The organism is Paenibacillus antibioticophila (genome assembly GCF_000455265.1).
Taxonomy (GTDB): Bacteria; Bacillota; Bacilli; order Paenibacillales; family Paenibacillaceae; genus Fontibacillus; species Fontibacillus antibioticophila.
In genome coordinates this window covers 1,457,901-1,475,359 of sequence record NZ_HG005139.1, presented here as the reverse complement: position 1 = coordinate 1,475,359, position 17,459 = coordinate 1,457,901, and the positions used below count along the sequence as shown (strand labels likewise).

15 protein-coding genes and 1 pseudogene are annotated in these 17,459 nt (G+C 45.6%); 2 read left to right on the top strand and 14 right to left on the bottom strand.

Annotated features, from left to right (window positions below):
- Nucleotides 1–7: 7 nt before the first annotated feature.
- Nucleotides 8–676: a nucleotidyltransferase family protein gene (locus TX85_RS27380; RefSeq protein WP_262362647.1), complete on the top strand. Its 669-nt coding sequence runs from the start codon at nucleotides 8–10 to the stop codon at nucleotides 674–676.
- Between the two features lie 50 nt (nucleotides 677–726).
- Here TX85_RS27380 and TX85_RS06635 read toward each other — a convergent pair whose 3' ends face one another.
- On the bottom strand, nucleotides 727–1,752 hold the full coding sequence (locus TX85_RS06635) for a SepM family pheromone-processing serine protease (protein WP_044478305.1): 1,026 nt from the start codon (nucleotides 1,750–1,752) through the stop codon (nucleotides 727–729).
- Nucleotides 1,753–1,892: 140 nt separating this feature from the next.
- On the opposite strand from TX85_RS06635, the gene TX85_RS06630 reads away from it, so the two are divergent.
- A complete protein-coding gene (locus tag TX85_RS06630) occupies nucleotides 1,893–3,110 on the top strand; it encodes a nucleoside recognition domain-containing protein (RefSeq protein WP_049894843.1) in 1,218 nt (405 codons plus the stop codon).
- Nucleotides 3,111–3,128: 18 nt separating this feature from the next.
- Here the strand turns inward: TX85_RS06630 and coaD are convergent, their stop codons facing one another.
- From coaD to TX85_RS06575, 13 genes and pseudogenes are all read right to left on the bottom strand, one after another.
- Nucleotides 3,129–3,638: a pantetheine-phosphate adenylyltransferase gene (gene coaD, locus TX85_RS06625; RefSeq protein WP_044478303.1), complete on the bottom strand. Its 510-nt coding sequence runs from the start codon at nucleotides 3,636–3,638 to the stop codon at nucleotides 3,129–3,131.
- The gene (rsmD, locus tag TX85_RS06620; RefSeq protein ID WP_044478302.1) at nucleotides 3,638–4,231 is read right to left on the bottom strand and encodes a 16S rRNA (guanine(966)-N(2))-methyltransferase RsmD; all 594 of its coding nucleotides are present in this window, start codon (nucleotides 4,229–4,231) and stop codon (nucleotides 3,638–3,640) included. The genes coaD and rsmD overlap by 1 nt, the downstream gene beginning before the upstream one ends.
- Nucleotides 4,232–4,613: 382 nt before the next feature.
- Nucleotides 4,614–4,748, bottom strand: a pseudogene (locus TX85_RS28150) (helix-turn-helix domain-containing protein); the annotation flags it as partial.
- Nucleotides 4,749–5,351: 603 nt separating this feature from the next.
- On the bottom strand, nucleotides 5,352–6,212 hold the full coding sequence (locus TX85_RS06615) for a hypothetical protein (RefSeq protein WP_049894842.1): 861 nt from the start codon (nucleotides 6,210–6,212) through the stop codon (nucleotides 5,352–5,354).
- A 402-nt stretch (nucleotides 6,213–6,614) separates the two neighbouring features.
- On the bottom strand, nucleotides 6,615–6,968 hold the full coding sequence (locus TX85_RS06610; protein ID WP_148444343.1) for a YxiG family protein: 354 nt from the start codon (nucleotides 6,966–6,968) through the stop codon (nucleotides 6,615–6,617).
- A gap of 282 nt (nucleotides 6,969–7,250) precedes the next feature.
- The gene (locus TX85_RS06605) at nucleotides 7,251–7,610 is read right to left on the bottom strand and encodes a DUF7674 family protein (RefSeq protein ID WP_044478300.1); all 360 of its coding nucleotides are present in this window, start codon (nucleotides 7,608–7,610) and stop codon (nucleotides 7,251–7,253) included.
- 11 nt (nucleotides 7,611–7,621) lie between these two features.
- Nucleotides 7,622–7,786: a hypothetical protein gene (locus TX85_RS06600; RefSeq protein ID WP_158297310.1), complete on the bottom strand. Its 165-nt coding sequence runs from the start codon at nucleotides 7,784–7,786 to the stop codon at nucleotides 7,622–7,624.
- Between the two features lie 60 nt (nucleotides 7,787–7,846).
- Entirely contained in the window at nucleotides 7,847–8,011 is a 165-nt protein-coding gene (locus TX85_RS26730) for a hypothetical protein (RefSeq protein ID WP_158297309.1), read from the bottom strand.
- A 76-nt stretch (nucleotides 8,012–8,087) separates the two neighbouring features.
- Nucleotides 8,088–8,375 carry a hypothetical protein gene (locus TX85_RS06595; protein ID WP_044478298.1) on the bottom strand — a complete coding sequence of 96 codons (288 nt, stop codon included), beginning with the start codon at nucleotides 8,373–8,375 and terminating at the stop codon, nucleotides 8,088–8,090.
- Nucleotides 8,372–8,572: an RHS repeat domain-containing protein gene (locus TX85_RS06590; RefSeq protein ID WP_044478297.1), complete on the bottom strand. Its 201-nt coding sequence runs from the start codon at nucleotides 8,570–8,572 to the stop codon at nucleotides 8,372–8,374. Before TX85_RS06590 ends, TX85_RS06595 begins: the two co-directional genes overlap by 4 nt.
- A 247-nt stretch (nucleotides 8,573–8,819) precedes the next feature.
- Nucleotides 8,820–9,224 (bottom strand): DUF4279 domain-containing protein, encoded by a 405-nt coding sequence (locus tag TX85_RS06585; RefSeq protein WP_044478296.1) that lies wholly within the window; start codon nucleotides 9,222–9,224, stop codon nucleotides 8,820–8,822.
- Between the two features lie 42 nt (nucleotides 9,225–9,266).
- Nucleotides 9,267–13,967 (bottom strand): RHS repeat-associated core domain-containing protein, encoded by a 4,701-nt coding sequence (locus TX85_RS06580; RefSeq protein WP_233500635.1) that lies wholly within the window; start codon nucleotides 13,965–13,967, stop codon nucleotides 9,267–9,269.
- A 211-nt stretch (nucleotides 13,968–14,178) separates the two neighbouring features.
- Nucleotides 14,179–17,379 carry an RHS repeat domain-containing protein gene (locus TX85_RS06575; RefSeq protein WP_081671663.1) on the bottom strand — a complete coding sequence of 1,067 codons (3,201 nt, stop codon included), beginning with the start codon at nucleotides 17,377–17,379 and terminating at the stop codon, nucleotides 14,179–14,181.
- Nucleotides 17,380–17,459 lie beyond the last annotated feature (80 nt).

The following is a 17,459-nucleotide window of genomic DNA, read 5'->3' as shown; positions in this document are numbered from 1 at the left end:
GCTTACGGTGCGGCGCTATGCCGCGGGGTACCACGATGCCGCGCCGCAGGCTGCGGACATCGCCAGCGCTACCGCCGTGCGGTCGCTGCTGTCGGGCGGCGGCCTCGCGGCCGCAGCGCCCTACATGCCGCCGAGCACGGCGCAAATCCTGGCCCGCGAATTCGCCGCGGGCCGCGGGCCGGTCAGCTGGGAGAGCTTCGCGCCCCAGCTGTTCCACCAGCTGCTGTTGGCTTCGCCCCAGCAGCTCTCCGGTCTGTATGACATGACCGAAGGACTGGAATACCGTATCAAGCAAGCTCTCCCCAAGCTAACCTCGCCGAGCGTTGAGCAGTTGCTCGATCAGATCAAGACCAAGCGCTATACCCGAACAAAGCTGCAGCGCACTCTTGCTCATATTCTTTTGCAGCATGACCAGAGCAAGCTTTCAGAGTCTTCTCTGTCTGCCGGACCTGAATACCTGCGCGTGTTGGGTTTCAATGATGCAGGCCGGGAGCTGCTTCGTAAAATGAAGAAAACTGCCCGGCTGCCTGTGCTAACCAGAGTCGCAGGAATGACCGGAGACCAGCTAGAGCTTGATCTGCAAGCGGCTTCCGTATATGCCAACAGCTTTAGTCCTCGAACGACAGAAGCTCTGCTGAGAGAATACCGTCAGCCGCCAATCCGCTTCCGTCTGTAATTATTGGTGACAACGAGGCATGAGGGGCGGCAGTTCGGCCCCAGTCACCCTTATGCCGCTGGCTCCAAACCATCCAGATAATCCAGCGCATCCTGTACCGATTTAACCGGCACGAGCTTCATATCGCTTTTAATCTCGTCGGCCTTGGTCTCTGCCTCTTTATAATTACCCTCCGGGACGAAAAAAATTTCCGCATCCTGCCGATCCGAGGCAACAATTTTAAACTTTACGCCTCCGATCGGGCCGACGGCGCCATCCTCAGACATCGTTCCTGTACCGGCGATCCGGTAGCCCTTACTCAGATCACCAGGGGTCAGCTGATTATAGATCTCCAGTGTAAACATGAGCCCGGCGGAAGGGCCGCCGATTCGAGTATCTGCGAACTGAACCTCTTTATCCGAATCCTTCGGCTCAATCTTCCGGACCTCGCCCACCGTCACGCCCAAGCCGGCTCTGATATTGCCATCTTCCTCGCTAATCTTCACCAGTTCGACCTTCTGGGTAGCTATTTTACCGCCCCGATCATACGTAAGCTCCACCTGCTCTCCCGGAGCCATCCCCTTCAGAAGACCGGACAAATCCTCAAACTTGCCGATCGGGCTGCCATTAATCTCCTTGAGAATATCACCCGGATGAAAGTCGCCCTTCGGTGTAATCGCCTCAGAAAATCCGACGATGAATACATACTCGGGAACCACCTCATATTCGATTCCGGCTTGTCGGTACGCGGACATAATCGCACTGGATTGGGAAGTGCTCATGTAGTATCTCTGCTGGGTTTGATACTCTTCGTCATTTCTGTCGGGCTCCTTGCGAACAATCTCAGCATGAGGCTTGAATTGGGCCGACAAAAGCAGCGCCAAATTAGCATAGCTCACGGATACCGTAGTCAGCATAAAGGTGCCTTGCTCCTCTGTATCGCCTCCGATGATCGTAACCATCGGCTTCACTTCCTCCGCCGTGCCCGGCTGGTTCACCATATAAGGAGTGGGCATATAGACAACCACATAGACCAGAATAGCTAGAGAAATTACATATAAGCCCGCCTTGATTACGGGTGATCGGGTTCTGCGCATTTCCTGTCCTCCTCTGTTACTACGCTTGCTGTTGAAGAGTCATGCTTGCCCCAGCTTCAGCATATATTCGGTATAGCTAAGACTTGTACTTGTTAGATTACCACAGCGACCCATTACGAGAGCCAAGGAAGGTGAATGCCTTGCCCAGCAAATCCTCAACGGCCGGTCGTCTCAGCTCTACGCTGCTGTTCGGGCTGGCCGCCGTCATTCTTGTGATCTGTATCGTATACGCCCCCAGTGAAGCCTTTAAGGCCTCCGGTCAAGGATTGGCAATCTGGTGGCGCATCGTCTTTCCTGCACTGCTTCCTTTTCTCGTGCTGACCGAAATTGTCCTCGCAAGCGGATTTGCACGAGGTCTTGGCGTGCTCCTGGAGCCTTTCACCCGCCGCATCCTCGGTTTGCCCGGCCTGGCAGGCTATGTGATCCCCTTAGGATTGATCGCAGGATTTCCGGCGGCCGCGACAGCTTCGGCTTCTTTATATCAGCAAGGAAAAGTAACCTCTAAAGAAGCGGAAAGAATGGCCGCCGCGGCTCATTTCGGAAGCCCGATGCTGTTGACCGTTGTCATTGGCACGGGCTTCATCGGCTCCCCCGCACTCGGCCTCCTGCTTCTGGGGATCCATTGGCTCGCAGGACTCGGCGCAGCAGCGACTCTGAGGAGCAGCGGAACCAGTCCCGGCAGCTCCAGCAGGTTCCCTGCTTCCTCCAAGCCTTCCGAAAACAAAGGAATCCTGCATCTTGTCTTCTCGGAAATGAGACGGGCGCAAGAGGAGGACGGGCGCAGCTTCGGAAAGCTTCTGGGGGATGCCGTAAGTAAAAGCGTTCAGACCTTAATGAACATCGGCGGTTACATGCTGATATTTGCCGTCGTCATTCATGTCTTAACCCGCGCATGGCCCTCTTTCTTGCCACAAGCCCTGGTCTCGGGCTTGTTGAAGCTTCATTTAGGGGCCTATACCGCAGCAAAAATGGCCCTTCCGCCATCCGTACTTGCTGCATGGATTTCCGCAATGCTGGGCTGGGGAGGGCTTTGTGCGCTGCTTCAGGTTCGCTCGATTCTATATCCCGCAGGAATCGGCATCCGCAGCTTTATTCTCTACCGAATGATCCATGCGGCCTATGCCTGTCTGCTCGCCTTGCTGCTATGGAAACCGGCGATGCACTGGTTCCCAGGCACACTGCCGGCCGCCTCAGGGATTAATCCCGCTTCCGTTGATCCTGACACCACTGGCTATACGCCCCTGCCAACCTGGGAGCAAATAGTCGGTATGCTCCAGCTTCAATCGTTGCTGCTGGCCGCCATACTGACAGGAAGCATCTGCATAGCTCTTTGGCTCCGCAGGCTCAGAGTCCGCTAATTTCATAGTGGTTGGGCATCAGCCTTGCGGCTTCTGATATTTTGCTATTAATGCCTGCTCAACCTCGGACGGCACCAGATCCGACACATCTCCGTTGAAGCAGGCAATTTCTTTTACTACGCTGGAACTAAGATAAGAATACTTCGGGTTGGTCATCATGAAGATCGTCTCGACCTCACTGTTCAGCTTATGATTGGTCGAAGCCAGCTGAAGCTCGTATTCAAAATCGGTTACAGAACGGATTCCGCGGACAATGACATGCGCCTGCTTGTAGTCCATGTAATTGACCAGCAGATCACGGAAGCTATCGATCTCCACATTCGGCAGATGGCTCGTCGAAGCGGCTAGCAGTTCCTTGCGTTCCTCCACCGTGAACAACGGCTTCTTGCTCAAATTATTCAGTACGGCCACGATCAACTTGTCAAACTGGCGGGAAGCCCGCTGGATAATATCCATGTGACCCTTCGTCACAGGATCGAAGCTCCCAGGGTACACCGCAACCCGCGGTGTTGGAAAAGGTTGTTCCATTATTCTCCTCCTCGCCCGGCATCTTGCCGGACCGTGTCTTCTTTGTCAAAGCTGTAAATGGAGACGGCAGTTTCACCATATAGTGCTTTGCGCAGCTCGATAAAAGAACCCGGTCTTTCCGGATATGTATAGGAAGATTCATATTCAAGCACTATTGTTGCGCCGGTATTCAACAGATTCAGGCTGTCCATCATATCCATCAGCATGTCTCCATGCTTCAATCGGTATGGCGGATCCAGAAAGACAAGATCGAACGAAGCACCGCGCTTGGCAAGCGCCTTTAGCGCCCGCTCCGCATCATTCTTGTATACCTCTGCCTGCTGCTCAAAGCCGGTTGCCTTTAAATTGGCGCGGATCACCTCGATGCTCTTGTACTCCAAATCAACGAATACAGCCTTGTCCATCCCCCGGCTCAACGCTTCAATTCCCAAGCCGCCGCTTCCAGCGAACAGATCCAATGCCTGTCCTCCATCAAAATAAGGCCCAATCATACTGAACAGAGCCTCCTTGACTTTATCTGTAGTCGGCCTTGTTCCCATGCCGGGAACCGACTTCAACGTTCTCCCGCGGGCTTGACCTGATATTACTCTCATTGTCTGCACACCTTCTTTGCTGAAATGCCTGTCGATATCGTACCACAATCACATAAGGATTGAAAAATGCAATCCACACAAGTTTTTCATCACACTATGTATAATTCTGGCTGGAAGGGACACAATGGAGCTATCGACATCACAAATGTCGTAGACAACCGCGGAGAAGACTTACGTTTCCCCATAAGCTCTTCGTCCGGTTTCTCCTCTCCCATGATGGGGCTCTCGAAAGAGAGCCCCGCTTTTTTATTATAACAGTTTGTTCAGCCCATATTATATAAGGACCTTAAGACTGATACAGAGTAATAATAAATAATATAACACAAGCATTTTCGATGAATTGGGACCAATTTGGGACCAAATCCCCAATAAAAGAACTCATTTATCTTCGATTCACATTACCTTGCACTTGCTCTTTTATCATCATCTCCAGATCAGCTTGTCTAAAAAATATCCGACTACCGATACGAAAGAAGGGAATTTTCTTTTTCCGTACCATTTCGTAAATCATCCAAGTGGAGACCCTAAAAAAACTGCTACTTCTTTAACATCAAGAGTCTTATGTTCTGTTGATACATTTTGTTGTTTCAATATTTGAGCTAACTGCGAGAAAATCACTGGAAGATCGTACTATTATTAGCTAACGTTCTCGAAACTTCATTTTCACTCTAGCATCAAATCGAGCTTGATTACTACCTGCACCTAGTCCTCCCCTTGTACTAGCTTTGGGTTTCAACCTCAGCCTCCAACTAAATGTTCCATCGGCGTTCTTTACTCCCTGTTGCTCGACCCACCAACTGTATCTTGTCTCACCCAACCATTTCTCTGCCCAAGTCTTTAAGTTAGCAGTGTTCTTGGAAATGCGACCAGTTTCTTAAAACTAGAGCATTTCCCTTACCCATAACAAAATGTTCAACAGTATACGACCTATTATCGAGACATCTACATAATCACTTAGCTCGCCCATTGTGTAAAGATCTACTATTTTGTAAGCACCGTCACCCATCTTTTTCCTTACTGACTTGGGAGTTCCCAGACAACTCCAGCCCCGTGCATATGCGTAAACTCACTTGGATCCACTTGCCAAAAAAGGGCGGGGAGAATTCCCCGCCTTTAAGTCTCATTTAATATAAATAGGTAATTTATCCATGATCATTTGTTCGTCTTTCTCGTCAAGTTTCAAAACTTCTTTGATCGAATCCTCCCTATATCGGTATAATAGTACTTCCTCTGAAGTGCCCCCCATTGAAATAAAATCCAACCCTAGGCCGTCTTTATGCCATACAACGGCAGGTATATATTCATAATCTTCATCGGAGACAACACGCAGTTCTTCGTTTTCAATGTTAAATATCGCTAAAAAACTTGACCCCAGATCGCCAAAGCCGCAAGCAAGCTGCTTGCCGTCAGGAGACCAATTATAACCATTGATCGCTTCGCTTCCTTCAGGTATAAGATCATTTATTATTACCTGGTTCTCTTTAGCCAAATCCACGACAATTAGTCTCGATCCTTCATGATCGTCAACATGAACAGCTAAAAAATCAGTATTTGATAAAGATAAAGACTCAACTCTAAGCGGTTTTCTATCCAAAGATATGGTATAGGTGCCATAGCTACTATCAATTTGCATCTTACTGATCACTGTATCGGATTCGTAAACTTGTTCTCCCTCCGACTTTGAAATATCCGCTGTAAAAACAAGATCCTTTTGTTTCCATAAAACTTGGCGATCAGTAACGTCGATTTCCGGAGTATTCTCCACTGAATAATAGAGCGAAGGATTTACCGAATTTTCGGATGCCAACTTATTAATATCCTCCTCATTTGAGTGGTTAGTTTCATTTTTGCTTGATTGAAGTTCACCGGAAGTTTGGTTTTTTTCTTTTAGAGGTTCAATTTGTGAATTCTTCTCACTCGTACATCCTCCAATAACTACAATTGCAAAAACAATAATAATAAACCGGTAAAACTGCTTCATTCCCTAATTCATCCTTTCCCAATACTTTAGATTGTAAGTCCCAGTGTAAAAGCAGAGCACTTAATAAAAATATGTCTGCATCAATAACAAAAAATGCCCCACAGGAAGGGTCATACATTTATAATGACGTACCTTATTTAATTTTGTTTACAAAGGTCATCAAAACGTCAAAATTCTAAGAGTCACTGTAATGAAATAGCTTTATTTAGAGAATAAAATTCAAGTCTTTACTCGCGTATAACCATAATGACGAATCTATATATGAGTATTACATGGATTATTTTTGTAACTGATTGAATGATTAAGTTTGTTCGAAAGTTAACAGCCTTACCAAAGAAAAACCTTGAAAGACACGAAGCCAATCAAGGTTTTAGTCTATTTTTCTAATTGCAGTTTGATCTTCTAAGCATCCAAAACAACACCGTTGATGGCATTTTTTTTAGCCTCAATGAAAAGCATTGAACTCCATATTTCTAATGCAAAATTAGCAGATGAAATACTAGTTTCAAAGTAATCAATAGACGTTAATTCTAAGTAACCACCTTCTTCAACCTGAATATTCTCAAGTCTATTTTCACCGCTATTTTTAATAAAGTAATGTGTAGAGATTTCATAAAAAATCACTTCGAAATTACTAAGGACCCCGTTTTCAATCACCCGAATTTTCAAAGCGATCGAACTATTCAGTAAGTCTATTTTTAGGTTTTCGATTGTCCCTGCCCATAATTTATTTAATTGTAACTTCAATTCATTCAATCACTTCCCAGTATAAGAATTTACAATGTCTGTGATTGGCTTCAAAAAGTCGTCCGTCATATCAATATGCGTCAGTCCTTTATCGTTAGTCAGTTTTCCATCCAACGTAAAGGAGCCTTTTCCCGTCAATACTTACCCTAAAATAAGGTTGTGTCCTGCCACCCGAACCCTCATTCATAATTTGTACTACAATAGGTTTTTTACCATTAGGAATTTCAACTTTCCAGCCATTTTTCAATGCAGGGCTTAGGCAATCAAGGTTTCGTGAATAGAGGTATTAGGTTATCTGCCCCAACCCTTTTCTACCTCGTCGGATATTTTTTTTGTTTCATTTCCCATGTATCTTCTTGCTTCTTCTAAAATCGTCGGGTCGTCACCTAGTTGTTCAAGCACTGTTACCGCTAATATTTCATGAACTTTCTCGTCCGAACAAATAGCCATCTGCTCAAGAAAATTGAAAACATTCTTTGCTATTTGTTCGTCGTTACCTTCACGCAACAATCTAATAATGTAGGGATTTACAACATCACCGAAAACGATATGTGGTAATATCTCATCCCACCATTCTAACTCTTTTTCATATAGCGGAGTGACCTCAGGTATTACCTTGAGCATTTTTTGAACAACGTTATTATAATCCATACCTAGTCACCTTACTTTCCGGAGAGAGCAGCTTTCAAATCTTGGAGTAACGCCTCAGCTAATGCTTTATCTTGAGTGCTAAGCTGTTCCTTTTTTAGTATATTCTCTAAGTTCTTTACTCTCTCTTTACCTTTTTGCAAATGACTTTTCCCTCCAACAAGTTGACCCGTATTCAACTCATGCCTGATTGCGTCCATCGTACTTCCATTTCCAACAGTAGCATATGGAGGATATAGTTAGTTTATTGCATTTTGAAGCTTTTGGTTTTCGGCAATAGGTTTAACCGTTAAATCAATCTTCCCCTTACCCATAACCTTAACTTCAAACCATTTTCCTATCTTAACCATACCTTTTGCTGTAACTGGTTGAATGATGAGTTCATCGGCAGTGATCAGTCCCACACCAAAGGAAAACCTCGAAAGGCACAAAGCCTATCGAGGTCATGTTCAACGTATTATGGTATTATGCTGAATCCGATTAGTACCCTTCATACCAAATTTCATATAGATAGCTAGTATCTTTAATATTTGATAAGAAATCAATCGCTTTACTCCAATTGTCTTCACCGGGATTAAAAAATACGCTATGTTCTTGCGATGGCTGTATGCCTTCACCCGTTAGTTTAAATGCCTCTATTGCCGTTATTGCAATCCCGTTCTTTTCACAGTCATAAACTACTGCTATTGCAGTTTTAATAAAGTACAACCAAATGTTATCATAGATAACAGCTTTTTTAAGGAAATTTTCTTTTATTATATCAGTCATTCAAACACCTTCTCATGGTTTATAAGATTTTTAATGGTAGCTTCTTCATCATAATAATACCGGGTTTTACTATTTCCTTCCGACCGCTCATAAAGCAGACCATCGCCGTTATAGGTATATCTGACCTCTTTTCCATCCTCGGTTTTGACCTTGGTCAATCTATTCAAGCTATCGAAGGTAATGTCGGCATTGGACAATCCGTGCAGATCTCGTCCTTCGATATTCTGTATGTTGCCGCGTTGATCATACGTATATTTCTACTCTACTTAGCAATTTAAACATGTTATTATAGGGTTTTCTTTCTTATTTCGTTAAAAGCCTGTAGCCCAACTTCACTAGAAACATTGTCTACAGACTGAGGAGCCGAAAGAATCGGCTCCTTTAAGTAATTTAAATTCAACTTACTCGATATTTATCTGAATCAGTGGTCATTAAAATAGTAATCTAGTCCTCAGCTAATCCGAACGAAAGAATATGAATATCTAGACGCAAGTCAAATTTACTCAGTAAATTGATGGCCTTGTTTGAAAGCTCAAATCCGATTTGGGCCATTTCAGAATTAATATAAATAGCGATGCATGAATTGTTGCTTTTTCTAATAACGTTATTAATTACTTCGTGGTCCAATCGTTCTAATAGTCGAGTTAATGTTTGAGAGACTTCCTCGCCTTGAAGAATGGGTTCTTTATATATCCATTTACTTGTATCCGACTTCTTTTTTAAAGCTTCGCTGATAACCTGCCCCCTCTCTATTACCGTTGAAGGAGTTAATTTAAGTATTCTGCTGATCTCAGAGTGGTTCAACTGACTGTCTGTAAAACAAAGTGCACAATTCCCTCTTATGCTCAATATAGTTGCCCCTTTCAATCTATTGAAATAATAATATCCTCACTAATTCATACTTCTCTTTAATTCTTTTGCCAATTCAACCAATTGTTTATAGGTGAAATTATCACTGGCCCTCATTCCCAGTTGTGCTTTAATTTCATGAATATATTCTCCAAATAAATTACGATCAATTCCAACATCTTTTGCAGCATCGTTAACCATCTTGATATCTTTTTTTGCAAACAATTGCAAGTCGAGTTTTAAAGCATATCTAGCTCCCTTCTTACTTATTGCTTTAGCGCTAGTTGTTACTAATTTTGCTGGCAAAGCAAATCCACCGTCGAGAATATAGAACATCGGGTCATCAATAAGTGGAATTTCTCGAGCGTTACCATACATTAATTCATGATACATGTTTCGTGTATAGCTCACTACAACTCTCTTTTCGAGAGGCTCTCCTGAAAAATAGTCAGTATAAGTTATTCTATATACTTCATCTTCATATTGTACTCTAATTAAATTTGCAGCATCGTGGGCTGATTGCATTAATCGAATATCATTCTGTTTTAATCCATACTCATAAATCCTTTTAAATGCATTTATCTTGTTCCGATCATCTTCAGAATAAACGATCCCCATTTCAGTATGCATATTTCCACTCGGGTCAACATAAATAAGTGGATTATTACTCACATACGAATACCGATTCAAACTCAACGGATTATCAAGACTGCCTTGATAAGGGTCCTTCGATACAAATCTTCCCGCATTCGGATCATACCAACGTGCGCGCAGGTATTGCAGATCGGTTGTGCTGTCCCAATACTCGCCGGAATAGCGGAATACGTTCGGTACGGTCTCTTCTTCGGTTTCCGGGTTCCCCCAAATATCGTAGGTGTAGGCGTTGAGTTGCTGTCCTTGGCTGTCAGTCAGACCCACAACATCCCCGTGACCATTCAGCTGGTAATATTGCACCTGACTGCTGCTGTGATCTACACGAGACCATAAGCGTCCGCTTAAATCATAGATGTAGGTATAGGTTATACTTGGTGTCCCGCTGCTAACATCCGCTTCGGCGATCAGCTTTGCTTCTTCATCATAATAATACCGGGTTCTACTGTTTCCTTCCAACCGCTCATAAAGCAGGCCGTCACCATTATACGTATAACTGACTTCTTTTCCATCCTCGGTTTTGACCTTGGTCAATCGATTCAAGCTATTGAAGGTAAAATCAGCATTGGATAATCCTCGTAATTCTCGGCCTTCGATATTCTGGATGTTGCCGCGTTGATCATACGTATATGTCTTGTTCTTTTCACCGCTCTCTGTATGAATACGATTGAGCGGGTCATACGTGAAGTTATCCGTAACGCCGTTTTGAGTTCGACCTACAATATTCTTGTTCAGGTCATAGTCATACTTAAATGTATACCCTGTTGCTATATTCAAGCTGGCACGTGTGTAAGTTGCCTCTGTGGCTGTAGCCAGACTTTCCTCAGCCGCCATTCTCTCTTGTGCACTTCTTGTCACACTCGAGGCGCCAGCGCTTACGGTCATCCCCGTCAGATCATAGCCGTCATAACGATATGCCGTACCCACCCCACTGCTGGATACACCTTGCTCTAAAAGTCCATTCAATTGATAGTCAAATGCGATCTGATCCAATGTGGCGAGGGAGCCGGGGGCTGCTGCTGTTATTGACGAGGTTTTAGCGCCATTAGCAGCATTTCCTTTTACTACCGCCAGCGTACTGACACGATTCATAACATCTATCGTATAGCTGGCTCCGGCTGCTTGTCCCCTGGCATCCGTCAATGTATATCCAGTACGTATTTGTTTGTTGTACGTATAATCAATACGTGTCCCATCCGGATAGCCCATCGTCACAAGCGAACCGTCCGCATGATCGTATTGGTAGGTTGTTGTCCCGGTCGAATCCGTCATCCCGGTTCGCCGTCCCAATGAATCATAGGTATAGGCAATTTCCTCACCCGGAGCTACGATCTTCGTTAGAAGATTATCGCTATTGTACTGGTATTGTGTCGTTTGACTGGCATGATCCAGGTATTTAGTCAGATTTCCGCGAGAATCGTAAAAGAACGCTTCTACCATGCCCTCTTCGTTAATCTGGCGTATCAGCTTGCCTGCTTCGTCATATTCATATCGAACAGCTATGCCGTCCGGATATTCAACCCTGGTCAAATCACCCGCAAGACTATAGGTATATCTTGTTACCCGCTGCTCAGCATCCGTCACAGAGATGATCCGACCAAGCGCATCATACTGATATTGCGTCTGTTGCCCTTCCCCGTCCGTCTCGGATAACACATTCCCTGCAAGATCATACGCAGCCTGTGCCAGTGCAACAAACATCCCGTCCTTCCACTCTTTAGCAGCGAGCGTATTGCCAACTAAGTCAAAGGTCTTTTGCTGTTTCACACCTGCAGGATCTGTAGTTGTCACTGTCCGATTAACCATATCGTAGGCAGCAGAAGACTGTGAGCCATCCGCATAAAACGCCTTTGTCTGGCGTCTAAAACCGTCGTGGGTATAGATGGTCTGATTGCCTTCCGTATCTTTGTAAAGATCCAGGTTCCCTGCTTCATCATAGCCGTACTGGAAGATCGCATCATCTACGATTTCTCGAACGACAAACCCGTGAGGACTATACCGCTGGGTAGTTGTGATTCCTTCAGGACTGGTTGTAGTCACGGTTCGCTGCTCATCATCATACTGAACAGTCGTGGTGCTCTGATCGCTGTAGGTTGTCTTCACCATCCGCCCAAGCGCATCATAAGCAAAAGCAGTAACAGCTCCAGCCTCATCAGTAGAAGTGATCAGCTCTCCTGCTGCATTATAAGTGAAGCTCTGCTTGGATACGCTAGAAGTGCCATCCATGGCACGAATCACCATCGATTGCTCGGAAAGAAGATGCTTACCGTATGGAGAGGCGTAGAAATAATTCACTGTGTTTGTACGTTGGTCATCCTTTGTTTTTGAGGCAATCAAATTTCCATACGCATCGTATTCCAAATCGGATTGCGCTAGTAATTTGCCGCTTGCGCTATTCTCTCGGATCGTTACCTGCTTGACGTCTCCCTGATCGTTATAACTGTATCGCTGAATGCGCTTTTTCTCGTCACTCACTTTGATGTCTACCTGCTCAGGAAGAGACCAGAAAAATGGAGCCGGGGAAAGCATATAATTGTAAATCGTTTCCTGTCCTGTACTCCAGTTTTCCGAAAGCACTTGACCCAGCTCATTATACCGATAGTTTATCGTCAGAGGTTGGGATTCTGACCCTCCCTGCCGGTAGCTTTCTGTAACTGCAACGGGGATGTTCCATCCAGCTGTATCACTGTAGGTAAACTGACGTTTTAAGCCTGTAGTAGCGTCTTCGCTTAACTGTTCTTTCAAATAGATAATATCGGGCTGCCCTTCACCCTGAAAGGTCTTTTCGAACGATAGCGTCTCCTGCGAGCGAACGTCCTTAATGACTGTAGTGAACGCTGCACTTTGTCCATAGCTGTTAAGCTCCTCGCCAGAGTAACTAAATTCTGCCGGCTGAAGCACGACATCTCCAACCTCTGTCGAGTACGCATCCTCACGCGACTTCAGCTTGAATACGGTGTCTATGGCATAAGGCCCTATGAACTTGCGGCTGGAAGTGTAATCAAATTCTGTCGTTGCCGAAGAAGGATGCAATATTCGAACCAACAACGCCGATTTTTTTGTTCCCTGCAAATTTCCCTGGTCCTTTAATGACTCCAAAAGATTGAATCCGGACTCTTGAAAAGAATAAAAGTATTTACTGCTTCGGCCTATAGCATCCTTGACCTCGCTCAAGACCGGCTGTTCGTTGTCTATGGATGTAAAATAGTCAACTTTTTTATTCGTGCCTGTTTGCGATACGGTGATTTTTCCATCGGTATAAACAAAGGTTATTTCATTACCATCACTGTTTGAAATGCGGGAAAGAACATTGCCGCTATTGTGGGTGGAGTAGTGCAGTTTCACTTGATTTCCATAGTTATCTCCAATCAAAATGAGATACCCTGCAGCGCTAAAATAGTAATGGTTTCCGTTCAATAGAGATATCTTGAAACTACTAGCTACACCATCAACCGTTTGGCTAGCATCGAAGGACACTTGCACATCATTCCATGGATAACCTTGCAGCTCCAGGTTCTCCGATAACCGATAACGCCCAATTCCAGGGAAGTCCATGATCCATTGGCCGCCTTGTTCTTTTATAAAAGGAAGCTCCCATCTCCATCCTCTTCCCAAGGCCGAATCTTTCTCTTCTCTTCTGATTTCTGCACGGTTTAAGTAGGCACCATTCTCCGAGCCAACCCCGATTTTCTCACTAGCCCGAGAACTATCATAAACTCGGGTCAGGCTGAAAGGGAGCGCGCCCGGTAACATCAAATCTGTCATACGCAACTTCAATTCGCCTGTAGACGCATCAATGGCATCCATACCATAGGCCACCTCATACGCGGAGGTTTCATTGGATAAGCCAAGCTGCTCCAGAGCCGTCTGATCATAACTGGAAGCTGCAATAGATGTGTTTAACAACGGCGTTAATGCTGCCGATTGTTCATTTCGTACCTGTTGATCAATCTGCCGAACTTGCTTGTACCGGGAAATGTTCTTTTCAAAATGGTCTTGCCCTTCTTGAAGAGCATTGGAAATCTCATAGAGTGTATAGCCTTGAGACAACTGCTTATCCAACCATTCTTCTGTAACCTGAAATTGATTCATGATTCCCGAAACCGTTAGAAACTTATCCGAAGCCGCTGCTGAATTCAAATCCACTGCAGGACTCGTTGCCCATTTTTCAATTTCTGCGCCTGAAGCAAAGGTTAGCGATTGCATCACGCCAGAAGTAAGGATCGACAAGATTAGTACGAGACTCATAACCTTCTTTAACATCATATATCACCCCGGGAATGGTTATTGGTTATGCAATGGATCAATACTGGAACGGGAATACGATCTTCGTTCTTCGCTTCAAATTTCCGTTGTAATCATACTCGTACACCAGCTTGTCTCCTGTTGGGAAGACGATCTCTCTCAGCCGGCCATCCGGTCGATAATCATAACTCGCCTCCGGAGTCACGGTCATCATCGAAACGATCAGTTGCAGATCGAGCGGAAGCCCGCTAGACTCAGTGAGCTTCAAATAATATGTTTTTCCGCCTTCAAGCTCCCACTCCAGCACAGCATAATCCAGACCAAATTCCTGGTCCCCTTCTTCACTTGTCGTAAGCGAATGAGTCAAATCCGGCTGGTCGAACAACGACAATACCGGCTGTAAAGCTGTATTGGACGGCAGTTCCTTCGTCACGAACCGATAGCGCCCTGCCTCTGGAGCCGTGAACCGGTAATAGCCGTTCTCTCCAGCATCCTTATACACGTACACAAGCTGACGGTGAAGTAAATCCTCGAATACAATCTCCTGTACATCCACAAACTCAAAGCTGCGATAAGGTGCCGCAAACAATACCGGATTCATCGAGGTTGTCTTTAATTGAATCATTCCACCCGCAGGAAGATTGTAAGAGACCGTGCTTTGCTCTCCTTGGCGAACAACGCTTCCGGTTGCATCCAATATCGTATAATCAAAATACCGCCCCGATGAGCTGCTCGCATTCGTAACCAGCTTCGCCTCAAAGCTGCCAATATTCTTAAATCCGATGAGCTTCTGCGGCTCCAGCACTTTCTTCAATAGTGCCGACTCCATACTCGGAAACGCTTGAAAAGCCTGCCCATAGGTGAAGGTTACAGGGATATCCGTTGTTACCGTAGCAACAACCTGACTGCCAGCAGGAACAGAAATGTCTGCTAATTGATCGTAATCCGCCTCTTTCACCTCTCCATTTGGAGAGTAGATTGCATAATCAAACCAGGCACCAGGATTTCCTTTTGCCATCAACTTTTGCGAGGATGAGTTCAGGTTGGAGAATACATAACTTTCATTCTTATTTAATGTCACTTGATGAATCGTTGGATTCTCCCCAGGTGTAGCTATAAAAGAAGTGAATACACCTCCGAAGGTCAGAGAACCCACTAGTGGAGTTACCGTGATGGAATAGCCTGGAGAAATTGATAGTAATGTATAACGAGAACCCTCTGAAGATACCGTTCCATCAGAACGCCGAACAACATAGGCATACTCATTGCCTGAAGCTGCATCACTGTAAAGATTCTCAGCTTCTCCGCTAATATTAGTGTAGGTATATGAACTCCCTGGGGCTACAGTGGCCCTTAACAAAGCCGGATGCTCGGCAAGAGACAGTGCAATGGCATCTGTGTAGGACACCGTCGTTGGAATGGCTGATTGGCCTGTAATGATAGCATAGCCGCCTGCAGGTACAGCCACATTGCCTGAATGCTCAAAGGAGGCGCTATGGACGCTTCCATCTTCGTCGTAAACGGCTGTATCTATGACTCCCTCGACCTGATTAACGTTGGTTGTCAATGTGATCAGCTTGCTGCCGTTATTCACAAAACGATAGGACTCATCCTTATAAACTTGTTGCTTGGAAATAGCCTCTCCCGGTTTGGTTTCCCATGAGAAAATACGATAATTGGCACCAAAAGTAACCGGGGTTGATACAGCGGTTACTACAATAGAGTTGCCGCTCGATACTTGAGGGTCAGTATAAGTTGCAGCGCGTTTGGCTTGCTGCGTGCCGTCCGGGTAATATTCCACCCAGTCAAACCGGTTGCTGGAGGTAGCGTTGGTCCTAAGCGTCCGGAGCTTGGGACTGATATTCGTAAACTTGTAGCTTTCGCCCTGCGAGAGAGTCACTCTGAAATGCGAGGGTTCACTGCTTGGCTCAGCTGTAAAATCGTCTGTATAATCAAAGGTCACATCCGCCCCGCCCTGCACCGTTATGATGGCAAAGCCGCCGCCCGCTGGCAGTCTTGGTGTGCTGATGGCATCAAAGCCTTGTGAGTAATAGCTGCCATCGGCCGTATAGACCGTATAGTCGTAAAGTCCGTCTACTTTTCTCGCATTATTGTTCACTGGATTGGTCAGAGTGCCGTTATTGGTGAATTTGTAGGAGGTTCCAGGAGACAGAGTCACCCGGCTGATCGCATCATCCCTCCGGTCTCCCCCCATAAAGGTCCGATATGGCGCCCCTACCCGAAGAGGATTCTCAGTTATCAACGTAAGCACCACATATCTGCCCACAGTCATCAGCGGCAGAGTAGTGGTATTCGTGCCACGAGAAGTTTCTGTACCGTCCTCGTTGTAGACCACGTAATCAAATTTGTCTTTACTTGTCCCGGAATGCTCCACCCGGTCCGACTTGGTGCCTACATTGGTAAAAATATAGCTATCCCCCTGCGATAAAGAGATGCTGTCATAAGCAGGCTCGTCAGTCTCATAACCGAAGAAGCCCTCATATGGGACAGCAACTGTAACCGGATCATTGGAGGCGCCAGTCAAAATAACGGTGTCTCCTACACTGAAGCTGGGCTTCGTATAAGAATCAAAGTTCGATTTTTCCAAAGTGTCATCTTCCTTGTAGACAGCGTAGTCATACCGCTTGCCGTTTGACGAGGTTGCATCGCTCATAATCGACCGGGAAGCATAGGCCTGATTGGAGAATAGGTAGCTCTCTCCCTTGGAAAGTGTCTTCTTCAGCAGCGCAGGAACCGGAGAATAGGTATAGGTCAGTTCTGAATTGAAGCTGACGGTCAAGGGATAGTCATAGTCCACGGTAATTACAGTAGTGCCGCCCTTGCTGTATACGCTGGCACTGCCCGTATGCTCCATGTCGTCCGAACTCACTTTGCCATCCGTATTGTAGGAGACATAGTCATAGCGAATACTGTTGCTAGATTTGGCATCTGTCGAAACGGATAAAAGCTTGTTCGTATCATTGGTAAACTGTACGCTTTGACCGGGATAAATCACCAGCTCGATTTTGTCTGCCGCCATCAAATAAACACTGTCCGTAACCGAATATGCAGCCTCCGTAACCGTGGGCTGGGTAACTTTGAATGATTTTCCGGCCACAACGTCCACAACGGATCGATACACCGACGCCGTCGGAATCGCTAACTTGGAAGCTCCCGCCGCTAACCGCGGTGCCATACCCAGACTGCCAAGACTCATGACTACTGCCAGGCAAGATAGCAGTACTTTCTTGATCCTCATACACTTTTCCTCCATTTCCATATTCAGTATTTTAGTATCACTCCCTATATCGGAGATTCAAAATAGTTGATAAATAGGAA